The sequence below is a fragment of the Paenibacillus sp. FSL M7-0656 genome (assembly GCF_038003225.1).
Taxonomy (GTDB): domain Bacteria; phylum Bacillota; class Bacilli; order Paenibacillales; family Paenibacillaceae; genus Paenibacillus; species Paenibacillus amylolyticus.
On record NZ_JBBOOT010000001.1, the window covers coordinates 3,546,693 to 3,564,450 of the forward strand.

Annotated in this window: 19 protein-coding genes and 1 riboswitch; of the genes, 8 read left to right on the forward strand and 11 right to left on the reverse strand. The window is 47.3% G+C overall.

Translation table 11 applies throughout. The features are described 5' to 3' along the window. Nucleotides 1-472: 472 nt before the first annotated feature. Both map and MHI01_RS15645 read right to left on the reverse strand, forming a co-directional pair. Nucleotides 473-1,234 (reverse strand): type I methionyl aminopeptidase, encoded by a 762-nt coding sequence (gene map / locus MHI01_RS15640; protein WP_047840267.1) that lies wholly within the window; start codon nucleotides 1,232-1,234, stop codon nucleotides 473-475. A 133-nt stretch (nucleotides 1,235-1,367) separates the two neighbouring features. Then, nucleotides 1,368-1,556, reverse strand: a complete 189-nt coding sequence (locus tag MHI01_RS15645; RefSeq protein ID WP_017690840.1) for a hypothetical protein — start codon at nucleotides 1,554-1,556, stop codon at nucleotides 1,368-1,370. A gap of 399 nt (nucleotides 1,557-1,955) precedes the next feature. Here MHI01_RS15645 and MHI01_RS15650 point away from each other — a divergent pair, with 399 nt between their 5' ends. Then, the gene (locus tag MHI01_RS15650; protein WP_127551109.1) at nucleotides 1,956-2,231 is read left to right on the forward strand and encodes a transposase; all 276 of its coding nucleotides are present in this window, start codon (nucleotides 1,956-1,958) and stop codon (nucleotides 2,229-2,231) included. Nucleotides 2,232-2,339: 108 nt separating this feature from the next. Here the strand turns inward: MHI01_RS15650 and MHI01_RS15655 are convergent, their stop codons facing one another. Beyond that, nucleotides 2,340-3,641 carry a M48 family metallopeptidase gene (locus MHI01_RS15655; protein ID WP_127551111.1) on the reverse strand — a complete coding sequence of 434 codons (1,302 nt, stop codon included), beginning with the start codon at nucleotides 3,639-3,641 and terminating at the stop codon, nucleotides 2,340-2,342. 242 nt (nucleotides 3,642-3,883) lie between these two features. Here MHI01_RS15655 and MHI01_RS15660 point away from each other — a divergent pair, with 242 nt between their 5' ends. After that, complete coding sequence (locus MHI01_RS15660) at nucleotides 3,884-4,222, forward strand: DUF4870 domain-containing protein (RefSeq protein ID WP_340983542.1); 339 nt, start codon at nucleotides 3,884-3,886, stop codon at nucleotides 4,220-4,222. Nucleotides 4,223-4,318: 96 nt separating this feature from the next. Here MHI01_RS15660 and MHI01_RS15665 read toward each other — a convergent pair whose 3' ends face one another. The 3 genes from MHI01_RS15665 to MHI01_RS15675 form a co-directional block, all read right to left on the reverse strand. Continuing rightward, nucleotides 4,319-5,131, reverse strand: a complete 813-nt coding sequence (locus MHI01_RS15665) for a DUF418 domain-containing protein (protein WP_340983543.1) — start codon at nucleotides 5,129-5,131, stop codon at nucleotides 4,319-4,321. Between the two features lie 729 nt (nucleotides 5,132-5,860). After that, nucleotides 5,861-7,222, reverse strand: a complete 1,362-nt coding sequence (locus tag MHI01_RS15670) for a nucleobase:cation symporter-2 family protein (RefSeq protein ID WP_127551115.1) — start codon at nucleotides 7,220-7,222, stop codon at nucleotides 5,861-5,863. A 1-nt stretch (nucleotide 7,223) separates the two neighbouring features. Further along, the gene (locus MHI01_RS15675; RefSeq protein ID WP_036613196.1) at nucleotides 7,224-7,811 is read right to left on the reverse strand and encodes a xanthine phosphoribosyltransferase; all 588 of its coding nucleotides are present in this window, start codon (nucleotides 7,809-7,811) and stop codon (nucleotides 7,224-7,226) included. Nucleotides 7,812-7,868: 57 nt separating this feature from the next. On the opposite strand from MHI01_RS15675, the gene MHI01_RS15680 reads away from it, so the two are divergent. Beyond that, entirely contained in the window at nucleotides 7,869-8,015 is a 147-nt protein-coding gene (locus tag MHI01_RS15680) for a hypothetical protein (RefSeq protein ID WP_157116037.1), read from the forward strand. Between the two features lie 96 nt (nucleotides 8,016-8,111). Beyond that, a riboswitch (purine riboswitch) is annotated at nucleotides 8,112-8,211 on the reverse strand. Between the two features lie 271 nt (nucleotides 8,212-8,482). Continuing rightward, entirely contained in the window at nucleotides 8,483-8,977 is a 495-nt protein-coding gene (gene mscL / locus MHI01_RS15685) for a large conductance mechanosensitive channel protein MscL (RefSeq protein WP_339189973.1), read from the forward strand. 239 nt (nucleotides 8,978-9,216) lie between these two features. On the opposite strand, the gene MHI01_RS15690 is transcribed toward mscL, so the two are convergent. Further along, a complete protein-coding gene (locus tag MHI01_RS15690; protein WP_017690846.1) occupies nucleotides 9,217-9,519 on the reverse strand; it encodes a hypothetical protein in 303 nt (100 codons plus the stop codon). 79 nt (nucleotides 9,520-9,598) lie between these two features. Between MHI01_RS15690 and MHI01_RS15695 the strand changes: the two genes are divergently transcribed. Then, a complete protein-coding gene (locus MHI01_RS15695; protein ID WP_340983544.1) occupies nucleotides 9,599-10,291 on the forward strand; it encodes an NUDIX hydrolase in 693 nt (230 codons plus the stop codon). A gap of 268 nt (nucleotides 10,292-10,559) precedes the next feature. Here the strand turns inward: MHI01_RS15695 and MHI01_RS15700 are convergent, their stop codons facing one another. Together MHI01_RS15700 and MHI01_RS15705 are read right to left on the reverse strand one after the other, a co-directional pair. Next, nucleotides 10,560-11,366, reverse strand: a complete 807-nt coding sequence (locus tag MHI01_RS15700; protein ID WP_340983545.1) for a TrmB family transcriptional regulator — start codon at nucleotides 11,364-11,366, stop codon at nucleotides 10,560-10,562. Nucleotides 11,367-11,439: 73 nt separating this feature from the next. Continuing rightward, entirely contained in the window at nucleotides 11,440-12,252 is an 813-nt protein-coding gene (locus MHI01_RS15705; protein ID WP_282319529.1) for a zinc ribbon domain-containing protein, read from the reverse strand. Nucleotides 12,253-12,601: 349 nt separating this feature from the next. Here MHI01_RS15705 and MHI01_RS15710 point away from each other — a divergent pair, with 349 nt between their 5' ends. The 3 genes from MHI01_RS15710 (at nucleotide 12,602) to MHI01_RS15720 (ending at nucleotide 15,986) form a co-directional block, all read left to right on the forward strand. Further along, the gene (locus tag MHI01_RS15710) at nucleotides 12,602-15,184 is read left to right on the forward strand and encodes a UvrD-helicase domain-containing protein (RefSeq protein ID WP_340983546.1); all 2,583 of its coding nucleotides are present in this window, start codon (nucleotides 12,602-12,604) and stop codon (nucleotides 15,182-15,184) included. 20 nt (nucleotides 15,185-15,204) lie between these two features. Next, a complete protein-coding gene (locus MHI01_RS15715; RefSeq protein ID WP_282319531.1) occupies nucleotides 15,205-15,522 on the forward strand; it encodes a hypothetical protein in 318 nt (105 codons plus the stop codon). Nucleotides 15,523-15,617: 95 nt separating this feature from the next. Continuing rightward, entirely contained in the window at nucleotides 15,618-15,986 is a 369-nt protein-coding gene (locus MHI01_RS15720; RefSeq protein ID WP_339189982.1) for a hypothetical protein, read from the forward strand. A gap of 90 nt (nucleotides 15,987-16,076) precedes the next feature. Here the strand turns inward: MHI01_RS15720 and MHI01_RS15725 are convergent, their stop codons facing one another. Both MHI01_RS15725 and MHI01_RS15730 read right to left on the reverse strand, forming a co-directional pair. Next, nucleotides 16,077-17,147, reverse strand: coding sequence for a Gfo/Idh/MocA family protein (locus tag MHI01_RS15725; protein ID WP_340983547.1), 1,071 nt, complete (start codon nucleotides 17,145-17,147; stop codon nucleotides 16,077-16,079). Nucleotides 17,148-17,194: 47 nt separating this feature from the next. After that, nucleotides 17,195-17,671, reverse strand: a complete 477-nt coding sequence (locus MHI01_RS15730; protein WP_340983548.1) for a GNAT family N-acetyltransferase — start codon at nucleotides 17,669-17,671, stop codon at nucleotides 17,195-17,197. Nucleotides 17,672-17,758 lie beyond the last annotated feature (87 nt).

The following is a 17,758-nucleotide window of genomic DNA, read 5'->3' on the forward strand; positions in this document are numbered from 1 at the left end:
CTCTTCATCATACAGAACGCTTAGAAAAATAACGCTTCCAGTACTCCCGTGATTTCCTGCTCAGGGCATGTCTGCGCATTCTTCCAATTCATTCTATATGCTTCAATCACTTATTAAATATAAGTTGAGGGTATGATTTTGTCAATCTTTGGACACATGTTCACAAATTGTTCACTTTATGTAAAAAACCGCTCTACAACTTGATTTGCAAACGATTTCAGTTAAAAGTATTACACTCTACATTTGAAAATTTTTGCCAAATTTCGGTGATAAAACTCGATTTATTGGTGATTTTTCTCACAATGAAAACATGTGCTATTATGCAAAAGAAAGATCAGAATTTATGGAAAACCTCTTCCATATCCATTCAGAAGACATGCCTATCGCTCCATACCGCTATCTTCAAGCTCAAAACAGCATGGAGCATTTCGGAGAAAGTTCAACTCAAGCCCTCTTCTTCACTGAGTTCATCTCACGTGCCATCGGTCAGAATCAAGGGGCCATTCCCAGTAATCGCAACCGTATGCTCATACTGGACCCCCCAGCTGCCATCTACCGTCCTTACCGTCCATCCATCTTCATCCCAGACAACGGCCCCAGAACTGCCTTTTGTAAAGATTGGTTCAATCGTAATAACCATGCCCTCGGTGAGCATCGTGCCCGTTCTACGTTTGCCATAAGGCAGAACATTTGGGGGTTCATGAATATATTGACCAATCCCATGACCGATGAGAGGCTTCACAATCCCGTACCGATACAGTCTGGCTGTTCGTTCAATGGCACTTCCAATATCTCCGAGTGTATTCCCTGGAACTGCCTGGGCAATCGCCCGCTCAAGTGCCTTCTCCGTGCGCCTCATCAGCTTGCGAATGGATCTGCTTGTTTCACCAATTCCATATGTCCAGGCCGAGTCAGCAAGCCAGCCGTCTTTGTTCACCACCATATCGATGGTCACTACATCCCCGCTCGCCAACTCCTCTTCCCCAGGAAATCCGTGGCAGACCACTTCATTAACAGAGGCACACGTCGCGTAAGGATATCCTTTATACCCTTTTTGCTCCGGTGTGGCTCCTCGTGCTGCCAGAAACTCTTCCACCCGCTCATTAATCGCTGCTGTCGTGATACCAGGGACCATCCACTGCTCAATATGCTGGTGACAACTTCGCAAAATTCGTCCTGCTTCCCGCATGTAGCCAATCTCTTCTTTGGTTTTCAAAATAGGGTCCACATGCATTCATCCTTCCCGCTGTAGGTGTACTCCCATATATATGCAGCAGGAACGCAAAAAAAACCGCCTTCCGGAGCTTAACGCCCGAGAGACGGTTCTATTCATTATCGGAACAGTATAATCAGAGTTGTGTGTTGTTTCAGGACACGGAAGAATCCATCTTGACAAGCTCATGCTCAACCACAGAAGTCAATTCTTCCTCATATCCACCCGTAATCCGGTATTTTCTCACGTACTCCTTCACGAATTTTTTTGGATCTTTAGGACGGAAAATCCGAGTCATTTCCCTCAAACTTTCTTTGACCTCATTGTGACCTTTCGTTGCCATTGTAATTCCCTCCCAAAACGTTGAAAGTGAATGCTCCGTTTAGAGAATGCCGAATAAGTCTTAAATGCCATCCATGAAGTTGTGTGCGCGGCTTAAAGCAAGCTTTAGGTCGGGAACCTCGCTAGAAAGCAAGTACCTGACACTATAAATACCCGATATGATTCGGAATGAATCATAATCTTATTGTAGCATATTCGGAAGTATCTTACGACTTGACGATTTCCTCTAATAAATATAACGGTTTTCATGCCCAAAAAGTTTAATTCCGAATCATATGTTAAGATTGCCACCATTCTATACGGAATTAATATATCCAGCATAACACTGAACTATTCGGGGGATATTATCACGGACAACCCATACAGTTAAATTACTGGTATCCAAAGGAGGCGTCGTCTCATGGACCGCAAAGAACAAGATATGCTGCCCCTTTCGCATGAAAAGGTGGAAGTAGACGGAGTTTACATCAATGAAGCCGGACGTGAGGAACATCTGCACCGGGGGCAACATTTCCCGGCTGATCCCGTTCTTGGCAAGTCGGAATGGAAACTGACGGAATATGCATATGATAATCATCACGAAGGAAGAACCGATGAGCGGTTGGTTCCCAAAGAAAACGACACCGATAAAAACGGCAAGATCAACAGCCCACGCAGACAGATCGAGGGCGGGTAGTCTTGTTTGTTAAACGTATGTAGTGCTAGAAAAAAACAAGTGCAGTACAAGCCATATATCGGCTTGTACTGCACTTGTTCCATTTTAAGATAAATTTCAATTTTTTTGTTAGTTTCCCCTTAAATCACTCAGTAGAATTTTCTGGGAGCTCTGTTCCAATAGACGAAATTCCTCGTTGATTTTCCGTTCTCTGGCTGCATCAGGCCGATAACCCGGAATCATTGCCCAATGCTCTCTTATCAATTCAATGCGATACATTGTTGGAGGATGATACGCATGATCCTGGGTATCACGTGTTACCTGCAAACGTTGAAGTCGAAGAATCTCTTGGCTTGGAACGGCAGAAATACGACTTCTGAATTCCTCATACAATTCCTTGTTGTACTGATATTCTGCCACTTGCTCAGCTGTAAGTGCAAAAAGGCCTGCCATCTCAGACTTTAAGAACAAAGACTCTACCGCTTTACTTCCAGCTGTCTCCGAAGCTTCATGATCTGCGATGTAGAAAGCTCGCTGCATCTCAGGCCTCATGCTCCAAAGCAATAAGACATATATCCCACCAACAATGGCAAGCAACAATAGACGAAATATGATGATTGGGAATACTACCCAAGTTAATAAACCGCTTCCCTCCGGATTAATCGTGTCGAGCCAGGAATGAAGCACGTGTTTGGCACGTTCAACGAAAGAGCTATTAGATATGTTGGGGTGTGCCAACTGACTCATTTGATGACTAATTGCGGCTACCTTCTCCTCTAGTGTCAAGGCTGCAAACAAAGGGATTCCCAAGACGATAGCTCTCTTTTTTCTTTTGAGATGTAGTACGTACCCGTTATATTCCTCATTGATGAGAATCATATCCACAGGCGGAACATTCATACGCTCCCCAATCTCATCAATCATCCCATACAATTCGGGAAACTCATCTCTTCTGATGATTCTACCTGGAAGACGTTTCCGATACGGCAAGATAATCGTAATCCATAGAAGTACCAGGGCAATACCTAATACAAAGAGCCAAGAAGAAGTGGTTGAAAAGAAATAAATTGCCAATCCTAAAATAGCTAATGTTGAGCTATGGACTAGAAGGGCAATCAAATAGGTAAATATACTCTTTTTAGTAAAGGGAATCTCTCTATTGATACTGTACTTGAATTCCTTAAGCAATGGATCAGAAGATTGTTCCCTTGTTTCGTTGTTCAATTTCTCAGATATGAATTCTCTACCTTGATCCCCTTCCCCATAAATGTTCCAATTACACTTCTCACACCAGGTCATGTACCCTGGGTTTACCTCCATTTGATGTCCGCATTCAGGACAATGCTCTTGCTCTGTGTGATACAAAATTTCTTCCACTCCTTGGTTAAACTTATGTACTAGGAAAATATTATATAAAAAGTAATCTTTCACTTAAAAAGATATTATATATCACTCTATATAAATCGGGGTTTAATGGAATATTTTGAATATGTAGAAAGTCTCAAATTGTATGTGTGTTTACGCACTTGAATTTCTAAATGAATCTATAGTCTCACATGTTTACCTATATATTATTTTCTTTTGTTCATCTGGAACATTCCTTAACCAAACCGGTTCAGTTCTGTCCACCTCTCTCATAACCTAGTTAAAAAGGTCAAAGGAGGCTGGACCGGATGTCCCCCATGAAATCGTCTAGCGGTCTGGATGAAAATATTGCCGGTATGCTTTGTTATCTGTTTACCTTTGTAGGTGGGATTGTCTTTCTCGCTGTGGAGAAACGGAGCCGGTTCGTGTTATTTCATGCGCTGCAATCTGTAACGGTCTTTGGCATCATTATGGTTGGGCATGTATTATCGGCTTTCCTTCCGTTGTTCGGACCACTGGTGGCATCGCTATTATCCCTGCTTGGTGTAGTGGTCTGGCTTATTATGGTTGTCACCAGCCTGCAGGGGAAATGGCTGAAGCTGCCTTGGATTGGCGATTTTGCAGAGAAACAGATGCGGCATCTGTAACTGCAAGCAAAAGGTACAAGTGTTCCAAAAGAAAAGACGATCCATTCCCGTTCAACCGGTTGTGGATCGTCTTTTGATTATAACGAGGAAAAAGAGTCAACCTCTCACCCTTGTGTCATGAACACGTGGCTTAGAATGCTTTTTACGGATCGGAATGAAACTTAGATAAGTACCACATCTCCATACCCATTCCAGCGGCCCATACTGGAACCAGCGCATCCACAGATTACTCGCGATGACTTGTACAATAACCATGCCAATGCACACAAGGGTAGACACCGTATACGATACAGCAGCATCTGCAAATATGAGTTGGTATACCACCAACAAAATGATGGTCTGTGCAATATAATTGGTCAGGGCCATTCGTCCGAATGCATGCAGGGGACTTAACATTTTGGCAAAGGTCATGTTCTGGTTCAATCTCAGTAATGTACTTAGATAAAAGATGGATACCACCGGACCAATTGCCACACCGATATGTTCTAATTGAAAAGCAGCATCCATATTGGCTTGCTCAGCAACAGGCAGGCTCGCACCAATCACTTCGTATAGAAACGGACTCATCGCATCCGGAGGAGCAACCCACCACATGATACCGATCCCCACCGTAGAAGCGATGAATGAAATGAACCAGATTCTGCCCAGATACGGGAGTCCTTTCTGGATCTTCTCCATCAGTTGATATTGGCCTGCTGACAATCCCAGTATAATTAAAAAAGGAATCGTTAGCATTTTGACACCTATCGCGGCGGCCGCACTGAATCCCACCACACCGAGCACCAAATTCACAGTTCGAGGTGCCCAATATAACGGAATGACAACCAACCCTATGATGGCATAAAGAAATAAAGCTTCTCCAGACTGATACTGTTGATGAATATATCCCAGCGCTAATAAAATAAGCATCCTGCGGATATAGAGAAACAGCTTGGTTTGACCTTTGGGAGCTGACCGGCTTAGAAAAAGATAAAATCCAAGGCCAAATAAAAAACAGAAGATATCGTAAAAACGTGCCTCCACCAAAAAATATAATGCTCGTTGGATCCAAAAATCTACACGAGTATCCGGCTTCAACATAACCCACAATGCCAATATATTTACGAATGGTAGGCCTATCAAGGAAAACCCTCGAAACAAATCCAGAAACTTCATTCGATCTTGTTTTGATACAGGTTGATAATTCATCGTTCCTCCCAGTGAAATTATTGTTATGTAATCAAAAAGCGATTGGATCACTTATCTCTTGGCTGTATACCCCCGTGCATGATAACAGTCTATCCTTCATTCAACTTGGCTTGCCATCGAATTAGGTGAATAACTTCTTACATCCGGCATAAGGTCTTGTTCCTGTATTGTTCCTGTACAGCGGCACATTGGACGCTATGCTGATGATAAACAAAATAAAAAAAACACCGAAAACACGACTCTGTTGAGCCTGTATCTTCGGTGTTTCACATATAAAGAGGGCTTGTTCATGCGATTGAATATTCATAGCATAAATGATGTATGTCATAAACCATTCATGCTGTATATCTTCATGATTAACCTGATTCATTATCCATCTTGTGAATCGTCTATTTATAACAGTTAACATAACAATCCTGCTGGATGATAATCCTGGCCTAATTCGGTTAATTAAGCTGACTTGCCCGTCTCTCCAAGGATGGCATCTGCCTGTTGTTCAGCCATTTTGGCAGCCGTTTCCTTGGTACCCAGACCGTTGAACAGCAGGTTCATGAAGATCGCCGTGAAGCTTCCTGCAATGATACCATTACCGAGCATAATCTGAGCCCAGGCCGGTGCACCTGCGAACAACTCAGGTACAACGGTAACCCCAAGCCCCATACCTACAGAACAAGCGATGACAAACAGATTCTCATGTCGGTTCAGATCGACCTGACTGCCGATAATTCGAATGCCTGATGATACCACCATGCCAAACAAGGCCACCATGGCTCCGCCAAGTACTGCCCCTGGAACGAGCTGTGCGAGGGCTGCAATTTTTGGTACAAATCCAATGACCACCAGGATTCCACCAGCCACCACAATGACATCACGTGTCTTCACACGTGTCATCTGTACCAGCCCTACATTTTGCGAATACGTTGTATACGGGAATGAGTTGAAAATACCACCTAACACAATGGCTAGACCCTCTGCGCGATAACCGCGCGCCAGATCCTTGGACGACAGGTCCTTGTCCAGGATTTTGCCCAGAGCCATAAATACACCTGTGGACTCGGCCACACTGACAATCGCCACCAGAATCATCGTCAGGATCGGTACAATCTCAAATGTCGGTCTGCCGAAGTAAAACGGCTGAACAACGTGGAACCAACTTGCATCGCGGATAGGAGTGAAATTAACCTCGCCCATAAACCCTGCCGCAATCGTACCTACAAGCAGACCAATCAATACTGAGATGGAACGGATAAAACCTGTAGTGAATCGAGTCATTAAAATGATAAAGAGCAACACGCCGAAACCGAGCATGAGATTAACTCCGCTGCCAAAATCTTCTGATCCCTGACCGCCGCCCAGATCGTGGAAAGCAACGGGGATCAAGGTTAAACCGATGATCGTAACCACCGACCCCGTAACCACTGGTGGAAAGAGCCGAATAAGCTTCCCAAAGATTCCGGAGAAGATCAATACGAATAGTCCTGAGGCAATAATCGCTCCGTAAATGGCAGATACCCCACTATTCATCCCGATTAGGATCATCGGGGACACGGCCTGGAATGCACAACCGAGCATGACAGGCAGCCCTACGCCGAAATATTTATTTCCCCATACCTGAAGCAGTGTAGCCACACCACATGCGAGCAAGTCAATGGCAATGAGATAGGTTAGTTGTTCCTGTGTAAAACCCAATGCGTTACTGACGATCAATGGGACAACGACGGCTCCTGCATACATAGCAAGCACATGCTGTAGTCCGAGGGAGAACGTTTTGATTGGATGCCGATGACGCTGAAAAATACGTTCGCGTGCCATATTAGTTCGTGCCCTCCTCGTCCGCAAATGTAACCTGTCCATCCGACAGTGCCCCGATGCGAACCAATGATTCCACACGGTATCCTGCTTCTTTCAGCAAGCGACCTCCCGGCTGGAATGCTTTTTCAATCACAATACCGATACCCACCACTTCAGCTCCAACCTGCTCCACAATGCGAGCCAGACCAAATGCTGCTTCGCCATTCGCCAGAAAATCATCAATGATCAGCACGCGATCACCAGGCTTCATGAACTTCTTGGCAACGGTAATTTCATTGGTCTCCTGCTTCGTGAAGGAGTAGACCTTCTCTACCAGAATGTCTTCCGTCAGTGTGAGCGACTTCTGCTTCCGTGCAAAGATCAGCGGCACGTTCAGCTCCAACGCAGTCATGATACCTGGGGCGATCCCTGACGACTCAATCGTCAGCACGCGAGTAATATTCTCGCCTTCAAAGCGGCGAATGAACTCCTTGCCCACTTCCTTCATCAAAACCGGGTCCATCTGGTGGTTCAGGAATGAATCCACTTTTAGTACTTGCTCGGACAGGACGATACCTTCCTGTCTTACCTTGTCTTTTAACAATTGCATTGTAATTCTTCCCCCTGAATGCCCTCCGCACAGAAGCTCACATGCTCTTCCAATCGCATGGTAAAAAAGCAAAAAGCCCGCCTTTTCACACGCTGCGGAATAACCGGAGACGGGAAAGACGGACTTGTACGTATATGGACAAGCCGTATGGATGCTGCAAGTGTGCTGGATGGACAGAATGACAGGAGTTCTATCCTGCTCTGAGAAACCTCAAACAGTGTAATCGGAAACAGATAAAAGCCACTTGAACCTGCTCTTCAGTCAAACTGTCTGAGAATGATCTCATGCCAACCATACAAAACATTGCAACATCTTTCCCGTAGTCCGATCATTTCGGTGATCAGGTAGAGACATGCAGGCCTATTCCTGCACATATACGAGTAACGGCATATTTAATTTTTTGGCTCCATGATTCGTTACAATGTATGATCGCGAACCTGAATGTAAAAGGTTAAACATAACTGACAATGTTAGAAGTATACCGAATCGACGCCGTGAAATAAAGAAGTATTTTCATGGAAGTTGCGGAAACTTGTCTTAATTTGCAAACAGGGGGTGATTGGAATCTATTTTTTATGTACAATATGAGAACGGAAGCGCGGATCTGAACGGAGAATGGATGGAAACGCGGCCTAGATTTTGAATCGAATGATCAAAGGAGATATGTAAACATGAAAGGCGTACTTAACGAATTCAAGGAATTTGCCGTCCGAGGCAACGTCATCGATCTGGCGGTCGGTGTCATTATTGGGGCTGCTTTTGGTAAAATCGTCACATCCCTTGTGAATGATATCATCATGCCCCCGGTTGGAAAACTGATGGGTGGGATCGACTTCAGTCAGAAAATCATCAACCTGGACCGGGATATCAAAACAGCAAACGGACAGGACATCACCACCCTCGCTCAAGCCAACGAAGCTGGGGCTACCGTGATTGCTTATGGACAGTTCATCAACGTAATGATTGATTTTATTATCGTTGCTTTTTGTATTTTCATGCTTGTTAAAGGTATCAACTATATCAAAAGCAAAGAACACAAAAAGCCCGAGCCGCAAAAAACGACCAAGGCTTGCAAGTATTGTCTATCGGAGATTCCAGCCGCGGCCACCCGCTGCTCGCACTGTACTTCAGAATTGGAAGCAGAAGGCAGCGGCGCACCGGCGTAACCACAATGAGCTTATAAAGACGCACCGAGTTGAATTACGGATAAATCCTGATGCGGGGGACAACCTCTTACTTGCTAGGGTTTATGTATGAAAAGCTAGCCATATGGGCTTCATTAACAATGGGTTGCGTAGCTTAAAGGTTTGAAGGTTCCACCGTAAAGGTGGGGCCTTTTTTGTGCCTATCATACATGTATTACATATGCTCCCCCATGAATTTCATTTGCGGCCATGCTCATGAATTAGAAGCGGCGTGGCAGCAAATGCTCCAGGATCGACTTCAGATCTTTATCTTCTTTGTAAACTTCTTCTCCAGTATCAAGCTCTGTCACACGAATATATTCAAAGTTTGCCGAAGCATCCACTGGCTTGAACAACAACTGGGCCTCATCTTCCAAACGTACATTAAATCCCATATCCTTAAACATGCTGCTTAACTGACTGTTAGCCGGTTCCTGACCTTGCCCTACAAATATAAGTCCTCTAAGACTTTTACGTTCCTGAGGTTGCGGATAAATCACCTGAAAGTGTACAATGCATTCCATACGATCTTTCCCCTTTCGTTTAATACATACTTTGTGAAATTTTGAACTTTAAAATCTGCTATATAAGGAGATACGTTTCATGACCCCAGAACGTTTCGACATTTATGACGATCAGCAAAATTGGATCGGCACTTCACTACGCAGCGAGGTCCATGCCAAGGGATATTGGCACCGTTCATTCCACTGCTGGATTGTGCGTGACAAAGACGAACAGCGACAGGTTCTTTTTCAGCGGCGGCGTGATATTAAGGATACCTTTCCCGGATGTTATGACATTACAGCAGCAGGTCATCTCACCGCAGGTGAACAACTGCAAGACGCCAGTCGTGAGCTGGAGGAAGAACTGGGTGTTTATACTCCATTCGAGGCACTAACCTATCTACTCACGGCTACACAGCAGCTCCAAGGAGAGGTGCGTGGTGTCCCATTCATAGATCGGGAATTCAGCGCCGTCTATGGCTTATGTCTGAACCAGCCGCTCGAAGCCTACGTTCTGCAGCCTAGCGAGGTGGATAGCCTGTATGAAGTGCCGCTGGATGATCTACTCGCTTTGTTTCGTAATGAGATCGACGTCATTCAAGCTACCGGAGTTCAGACTCAGCCGTTGACATCACCGCCACATTCCATCGGTCATAAGGACCCATTAAGTGATCATGCAGCTGATGAGCCGGAACGTATCGTTCGCGAGATTCGGGCAACGGAATTTGTACCCCATGGTACAGCTTATTATACGGACGTGCTGGAAGCTCTGTATCACGTGCCCAAAGAATGACGTGTACAATCCTGTTCAACCCGATCCAGTTCAATCGAATGTTCATAGCTTCATTTTCTCAAAAATAGCATAACTTCATACCTTTACTATCGACTTGACTGGGAACAGATGCTGTGACGAACATCACTGTCATATCTCAAACCAGCACAAACAGGCGTCTGCCTTTGGGCAGCGCCTGCTTTATGTACACACGTATTCGTTTCGTCAAGATAGGTACCTATGTACTGGCATGATCACTCCATCAGAGGTGAATTAGTCGCCGATCTGTCTAGCTCTGGTCACCCTCTCCTGAAGGAGAAGACCAATAACGCGCAGAGAGTTCTTCGTACCGGTGCCCATAGCGGGACTCCAGTTCCTCCCCCATATCCTGTTCCAATTCGTACAACACCAGCTCTTGAGCAAAATGATTCAGCAGCAGCCCGGTCATTACCGGATGCTCCGTCACTACTGCCTGTGTGGCGCATGATTCACCGCGCATGCCCAGCATGCACCAGCGGCGATCCACCACCAAGGAAAATTTCCGACCATTACCTGTACCATACATAGGCAAACCCGGCCAAGGGGCAGGCTGATCGATCATGCCTTCGCCACCATCACACGACCATAACAACCGCACACCCCGAGCTTCAGCCTGCTGTAAGTCATTACGCAGCAACTCTGCCTCTTCACGCCAAACGTCTACGACAATCTCATGCTGAGCCTCAGCCAATTCACGGCTCAGATTCTCAAACACATTTTTGTCCCCTTCGACGTTATAGAAGACAGGCTTCTCCGGTTCACTCTTAGGCATGCTGCTCTGGACATAATCCAGCGAGGTACGCATTTGATCGGAGATCATACGTGTCATCTCCTCCGGCTTCAGCACACTATACTTCGCCGGTTCCCCAGGACTACACCGCAAGAATCCACGCTGTTCCAGCCGTTGCAGGGTCGCATATACATTGGAACGGGACACGCCCAGCCGCTTCGCAACCTCATATCCTGAGGCTGATCCCTGACGGGCGAGTTCCACCATAATTTTAGATTCCATCTCGGTAAACCCAAGATGACGCAAATGATGCAGCAGTTGGTCCATATTCCCGTCCCCCCATGCTGTCAGCAACCCGCACTGCCTCAAACTGATGCGGCAGTGCTTCTACTGCATCAGATCAGATCTGTTCGGCACCACAGCGCGGGCACCACTTCGACCCTTTGGGTAGCTCGGCTGCACAAATCTGACAATTCACCATTTCACGTGATACTTCGGTCTGTACGTCCACCGTGTTCACGATCGGGTTGTTTTCTTTCCAGTAGCGGATGCGTTCATCCAGTTCCTGCTGACGCTCACGTTCCCGTTGCATCTCTTCATCTCTGCGACGTTCCCACTCCGCATCAAACGCTTCCTTTTCTTCCTGGGTAAATTCCGTACTGTTATATTCCGATTCCGTTTCCAGATCCGCTATGGACGGAATGACCGTATGGTACGGCTCGTCTTCCTCCAGTTCCAACTCAGGTGGCGCATCGTAGAAGTCCGGCTCTGGAGTTGGGGTCTGAGCTACAGCTGCCTCCTGTCTTGCGGCTGTGGTGGCTCCTGCAACTCCTGCTGCTACTTTAGGCGTTGCTGTCTTGAGTTCACCCAACTTACGTCCGCATTTAGGGCAGAAGTTGGCATCCAGGGAAGCGACGTGTCCACACTCGCACAACCGTTCGTTCTTAAGTTGTGCAATCTTGTTGCGCAGACCATCAATCTCGTCCTGCAATTCGTCGCATAGCTGCGACAGATCCACCATCTCTTTTTCTGCACGCGTCATATCCTGTGCCCGATAACCCTCATAGAAGATGCGACCCATATCTGTAAAATGGACTTCCTGTTCCTGTTGCAAGCCCACAATCTGGTTGTTCAGTTTCCCAATCTCAACGGCGTGTTGGGCACGCTCTGTTGCTTTGTTCGCTCCGTCTTTGATGCGCTGAAGCAGTTTCATGACCATTCCTCCTCTGTCCCGTCAAAACCAATATTATCATTTCTATTTAGTAGTAAATTAGCATATTACATCTTTCATGCAAAATGCTCAGGCATATAACTTATACGATATCATGCCAAAAAGTTGCGTAATCTCGTGCAGGTGCCCGTTTTATACCGATACTGGATGAAATCGGGGGCTTTCGTCAAGACCATATGTTCGGGTATAATGAAGCTTTGGCCCTACTTAACCGCCTGCTTAGGCGACTAACTCTATCATACCAATTTACAATGCGATTGTGAAAAGGGCAAATGGTTTACTTTTAGCCGGGATAGTCCTATCCCTGAATGCATACAGAGGTGGATGAAACATGTTAAGTCCGAACTCAACGTTCTACCCCCGTCCGCTCGGGGTTACCCCGGCGGCGTCCCTGCCCCAGTCCCCGTCTGCTCCGCTGGAGACCAGTCGGCAACTCGTGGGTAATGAGCAACAGGATGCCTTTTATTTTCGTTCTCTTGAAGAGGCAGGCATCAAGTTAAACGCACCACAAATCTCGGCAGTCCGTCACGGCAGAGGACCGATTCTGACTCTCGCCGGAGCCGGTTGTGGCAAAACAACTGTACTGGCTGCAAGAGCCGGTTACCTCATAGAGGTCAGTGGCGTACATGCAGGCAGTATCCTGCTGGTGACGTTCACGAACAAAGCTGCCACCGAGATGAAAGACCGGATCGCCGCATTGCCAGGCATACGCCCGGCAGCCGCGAGAGCCGTACAGGCTCGCACCTTCCACTCTTTTGCGCTGACATTATTGCGTCATTACGGTGTGCAGGAAGAGATCTTTGGCGAGTCGCGAGCCCAGCATACGGTGCTGAAGATGCTTCTTCGCCAAAATGGCATGAGTGAAGCCTTCCAGCCTGAAAGTCTGCTGGCTATGCTGTCCGCATGGAAGATGCAAGGATCGGAAACAACCGATCTGCCTGAAAAATCACAGGAAGAACGCGATGCCAAGCGTGTTCTGCTTGGTTACGAAGCCTGGAAGCAGGATCGCGGCAAAATGGATTTTGATGATATTTTACTACGGGCAGCCGCGCTGCTTCGTGATCCTGCTGTTCTGGGGCCGCTTCAGAAGCGTTTCCAGTACATTATGGTGGATGAGTTCCAGGATACCAACCATCTGCAGTATGAAATTGTGCAAAAACTGGCTTCCGCTCACCGCAATCTGATGGTTGTGGGAGACGATGACCAGACGATCTATACCTTTAATGGCGCACGCCAGGAATCAATTTTGGAATTCGATAAAGTATACCCCGGTGCACGCATTGTGACGCTGGATATCAATTATCGCAGTGATGCACGCATCCTGGGACTCGGAAGTGAACTGGTCGCCCGCAATAAACGTAGACGTGACAAACGGCTGCGTGCCGCCGGAAACCGCGGCGATGCGCCCCGTTTCGCTACACCTTCCAATGCAGAGGAAGAAGCGGCGTGGGTTGTAAACCAGCTGTGCCAGCAGGTTGAAGAAGGACAACACACCTATCGCGATATTGCGATTCTTCACCGGACAGCAAGTAGCAGCCGGGCTGTATTTGAGCAGCTTGTGTTGAAAGACGTGCCTTTTGTACAGCATGGTGCTTCTCCGGTGTTCTATGACCAGTCTCTCATCAGACCCCTGATGGATCATTTGCGTCTGTCTCTTGATCCACGTGCCATGGATGCTCTCCCAAGTGCATTAGGACCGCTCTATGTATCACGAGATACAGGACTGGAATGGATACAGCGTTGTGAACAACAACAGGCGAAGAAATACCCGCTCATCCATCTGGTGAAATGGGACAAGCTGAAACCGTTCCAGCAGGAACAGGTCAAGGAACGCATCAAACTGATCAAATCACTGCACAAACTAAAACCCATCATCGCCATTCAAGAGATGCGCAGGCAGTTCTACGACAAGTATATGGAAAGTGGTGATCCCAGCATCTTCACCCATTATAAGGAAACGATGCTGGAAACTCTGGATGAATTCGAAGCTGCTGTCAAAAAATTCGAAACGGTAGAAGAGTTCATCCAATTCGCGGATGAGCTGTCCCGCAGACACCGTGAGATGGAATCTTTGCGTCGTGCGCAGGATAGTGACGCGGTACAGCTGATGACGATCCACCGGGCCAAAGGATTGGAGTTCCCTTGTGTGTACTGGATTGGAGCCAGTGAAGGCATTGTGCCTCACAGTACAGCACTTCGCCAGGATATTCCCGAGGATCAGAAAGCTGCGCTTGCTATGCAGCAGACAGATGCCGAACTGGACATGGCGCTGGAGGAAGAACGCAGGCTCGCCTACGTTGCCATCACACGGGCCAAGCAGTACTTGTATGTCACCTCACCGGCGAGCCATCACGGAAAACCAGCGGATGTGTCCCGTTTCCTGCTTGAAGCCTTCGGCATGGAAGTTCCGGACAAACGCAAACCTCGTGAGGAGAGCCGGACGAGCAGTCAGGCTTCATATGGTAAAGGCAACGGACAGTATGCCCGCTCGTCCGGCTCAGGTGCCCGTTCAGATGGTCGGGATGCGGCACAGCGTCGTGCCATCAGCCACAGTGACCGTCGTGACTACGAGGTCCACAACGAACGTGATGAGGATCGCCTCGGTGAACGGCGTGGTAGTGGGGAGATTCGCAACCATAAGGCATTCAGCACCACAGGTCTGAGTCCAACAGCTGCAAGTTCCTCCAGTTCACATTCGCACACTTCAGGTTCAGGTAATGCTGAGCGTACGGAGACCGTTGCGGTCTGGAAGTGTAGTTCATCCACCTGTAAAGCGTGGCTAAGACAGAAGCCGGCTGTGCCTTCAAAAGCAACCAAGAAGGCATCCTCGGGTCCTCCCGCCTGTCCCCTGTGTTCAGGATCGATGGAGGCCGGCACCCGCCAGGTGCCCGTAACGGGGAGATTTGGGAAATAACTCAAAGGAAGAGGTCCCTTATGGAGTTAGAGATGATTATTAAAGAGCGGATTCAAGAAAGATTCGACACCCTACAGGAATTGTACGATATGTGGTTTACCGAAAATCCGGCTTATATCGCTCCCAAAGAAAAACTTTTTCCACAATCACATATTGAGAAACTTAGAACCATTACTTATCTATTGGATAAAGGGTTCATCGTCGTTAATCCCGTTAAAGATGAACCATCACTCGTGTCAGTCAGTATTACAGTAGATGGAATTGACTTTTTTGAACAAAGTCGATTAGAAGGTAAAGGTAATGGCTGGTCATATGTGACTGAACATGTGGATGAGTAAATAACACACGAGCACAGTAGCTCGTTTCAGGGCGCTTTTTGCTGTTTATTAACAGTAGAAGCGTCTTTTTTCCATTTCAGAATGGGGGTTGGATTATGCAGGACGGCAAACAACATCTGTATGTATCGGTAACTCATAACCTGATTGAACGAACAAAGAACGAATCTACACCCTTTGAGGTGTTGGTGGATGACGAACAGTTGGGCCGATTGAAAGATCTGATGAAGGTGCTGGAGGATGACGATGCCTATACATTGCAACGGGCGCCAGTACCCTACAAATCGGCAGACCATGATGAGGCAACGGAGCAGTTTTCGGATGGCATGACCTTGCTGTACACATTTCTGTATGACCACGGCACGCCGGATACCCGGCAGGCAATTGAAACCATGAACGTGCTTCCAAGGCTGCAGGATACGGATTATGATGACCCTGGATACGAGAATTCACCACTGAATAAATGACCTTATGCCAAAAAGCATGCGTAACCGCAGATCACGCGGAAGACGCATGCTTTTTAATATGATGAAGGACAACTGCCATGTAAAATGAACTCAATCCAGACGAATCTCCTGCCCTTTCTCAGCGGATTCGTAGATTCCGCACAACATGCGCGTGGAAGCCACACCATCCGCGATTGGGCTGATCGGCTCAGTCCCGTTCAGGCAACAATCCACAAAGTGGTCGATCTGGTTCTGGAATGCACTATGAATATGGAGACCCGTATTGTCCGTCTGGGGTTCAATATTCAGGATGGTGTTATTTTTCTCCGTGACGATCAGTGTCTCCGGCTCCAGTTCGAACCCACCACGCTCGCCGTATAATTTCACCGAAGATTCATCTCCGCGTGCATGCAGGGTAAAGCTCACATCCACCGCCAGCGAAGCCCCGTTTTCAAACCGAATGAGCGCATTCGCCATATCTTCTACGTCATTCACAGCTGCGCTGTAGTCGGCTGCTTTGTAAAAAGAAAGATGTTCGATATGGGCACGATTGCCCAACTTCCGATACGTATTACCACTGACCGAAATAGGTTTCGGCCTGCCCATGAGGTACCAACATTGGTCGATAATATGTACGCCCAGGTCAATCAGAGGGCCGCCGCCGGAACGGCTTTTGTCAGCAAACCAACCGCCCGGATTACCGTGCCGCCGTAGAATGGAAGCTTTGGCATAATACAGTTCACCAAACTCCCCGGCATCAATGAATCTGCGCATCATCTGCATATTGTTATCATAACGCCGCACAAAACCAACGATAAACGTACGTCCGCTCTTCTTCACCGCTTCTTCAATCCGCAGTGCATCTTCCACATTGGTTGCCACCGGTTTCTCCAGCAATACATGCTTGCCTGCCTCCAGTGCAGCAATGGCAAATTCCGCATGTGTATTATTCCAGGTACAGATACTGACAGCATCCACATGCGGGTCCTCCAGCATCTCCCGATAATCGGTGTACACGGATTGAGCATCATACTTCTGTGCCGCAGCTTTAGCCCGTTCTTCGTTCAGATCGCAGATCGCATAGATGACGGCATCCTCGTTTTTGGCATAACACCTCATATGAAGATCCGAGATTGATCCCGTACCGATCATTCCGATGTGCAACATTTGTTTCGTGCTCATCATCGTCCTCCCTTCCTTTTCCACAGCTTCCACAACATCATTATTGTCTAGTCTGCCCGCAGCATACCTTCGTAAATACCCGGCGTTGAATTTTCAATCTTCACTGCACCCAGCGTCCGGGCATAGAAATCCACAGGTCCCGCTGATCCGATAATCGCATACCCGTAACCGTCCGCCTTCATCGCATGCATACAGGCCAGTAACAAGGCTGTGCCTACACCTTTGCCCCGTGCATTCTGGCTCACACCTGTCGGTCCGAAGAAGTTGCGACATGTCGCCTCGTAACAGGCAAATCCAATCATTTTCCCATGCTCAACCGCAATATAACAGGACACCGGCTGACGCGCAAAAGCGACCTCACATTCATCCACCCAAGCCTGACTAAAATGTGACCTCACCCAATCCAGTACAAGCTGTTTCTCTGGGGCAATGGCTCTTCGAATCACAATGGAGGATTCCTCCAACGCTCTCAGTCCACTCTCTTGCTCCGGCAAACGATAGAGCGCTACCAACATATCACTCATCTAATCCGTTCCTCCTCGTACTTGAATGTGCAATAGGACAAAGGTTTGGCCACTTACCTGAAATTAACCTGATCCTGCTGCGGATAA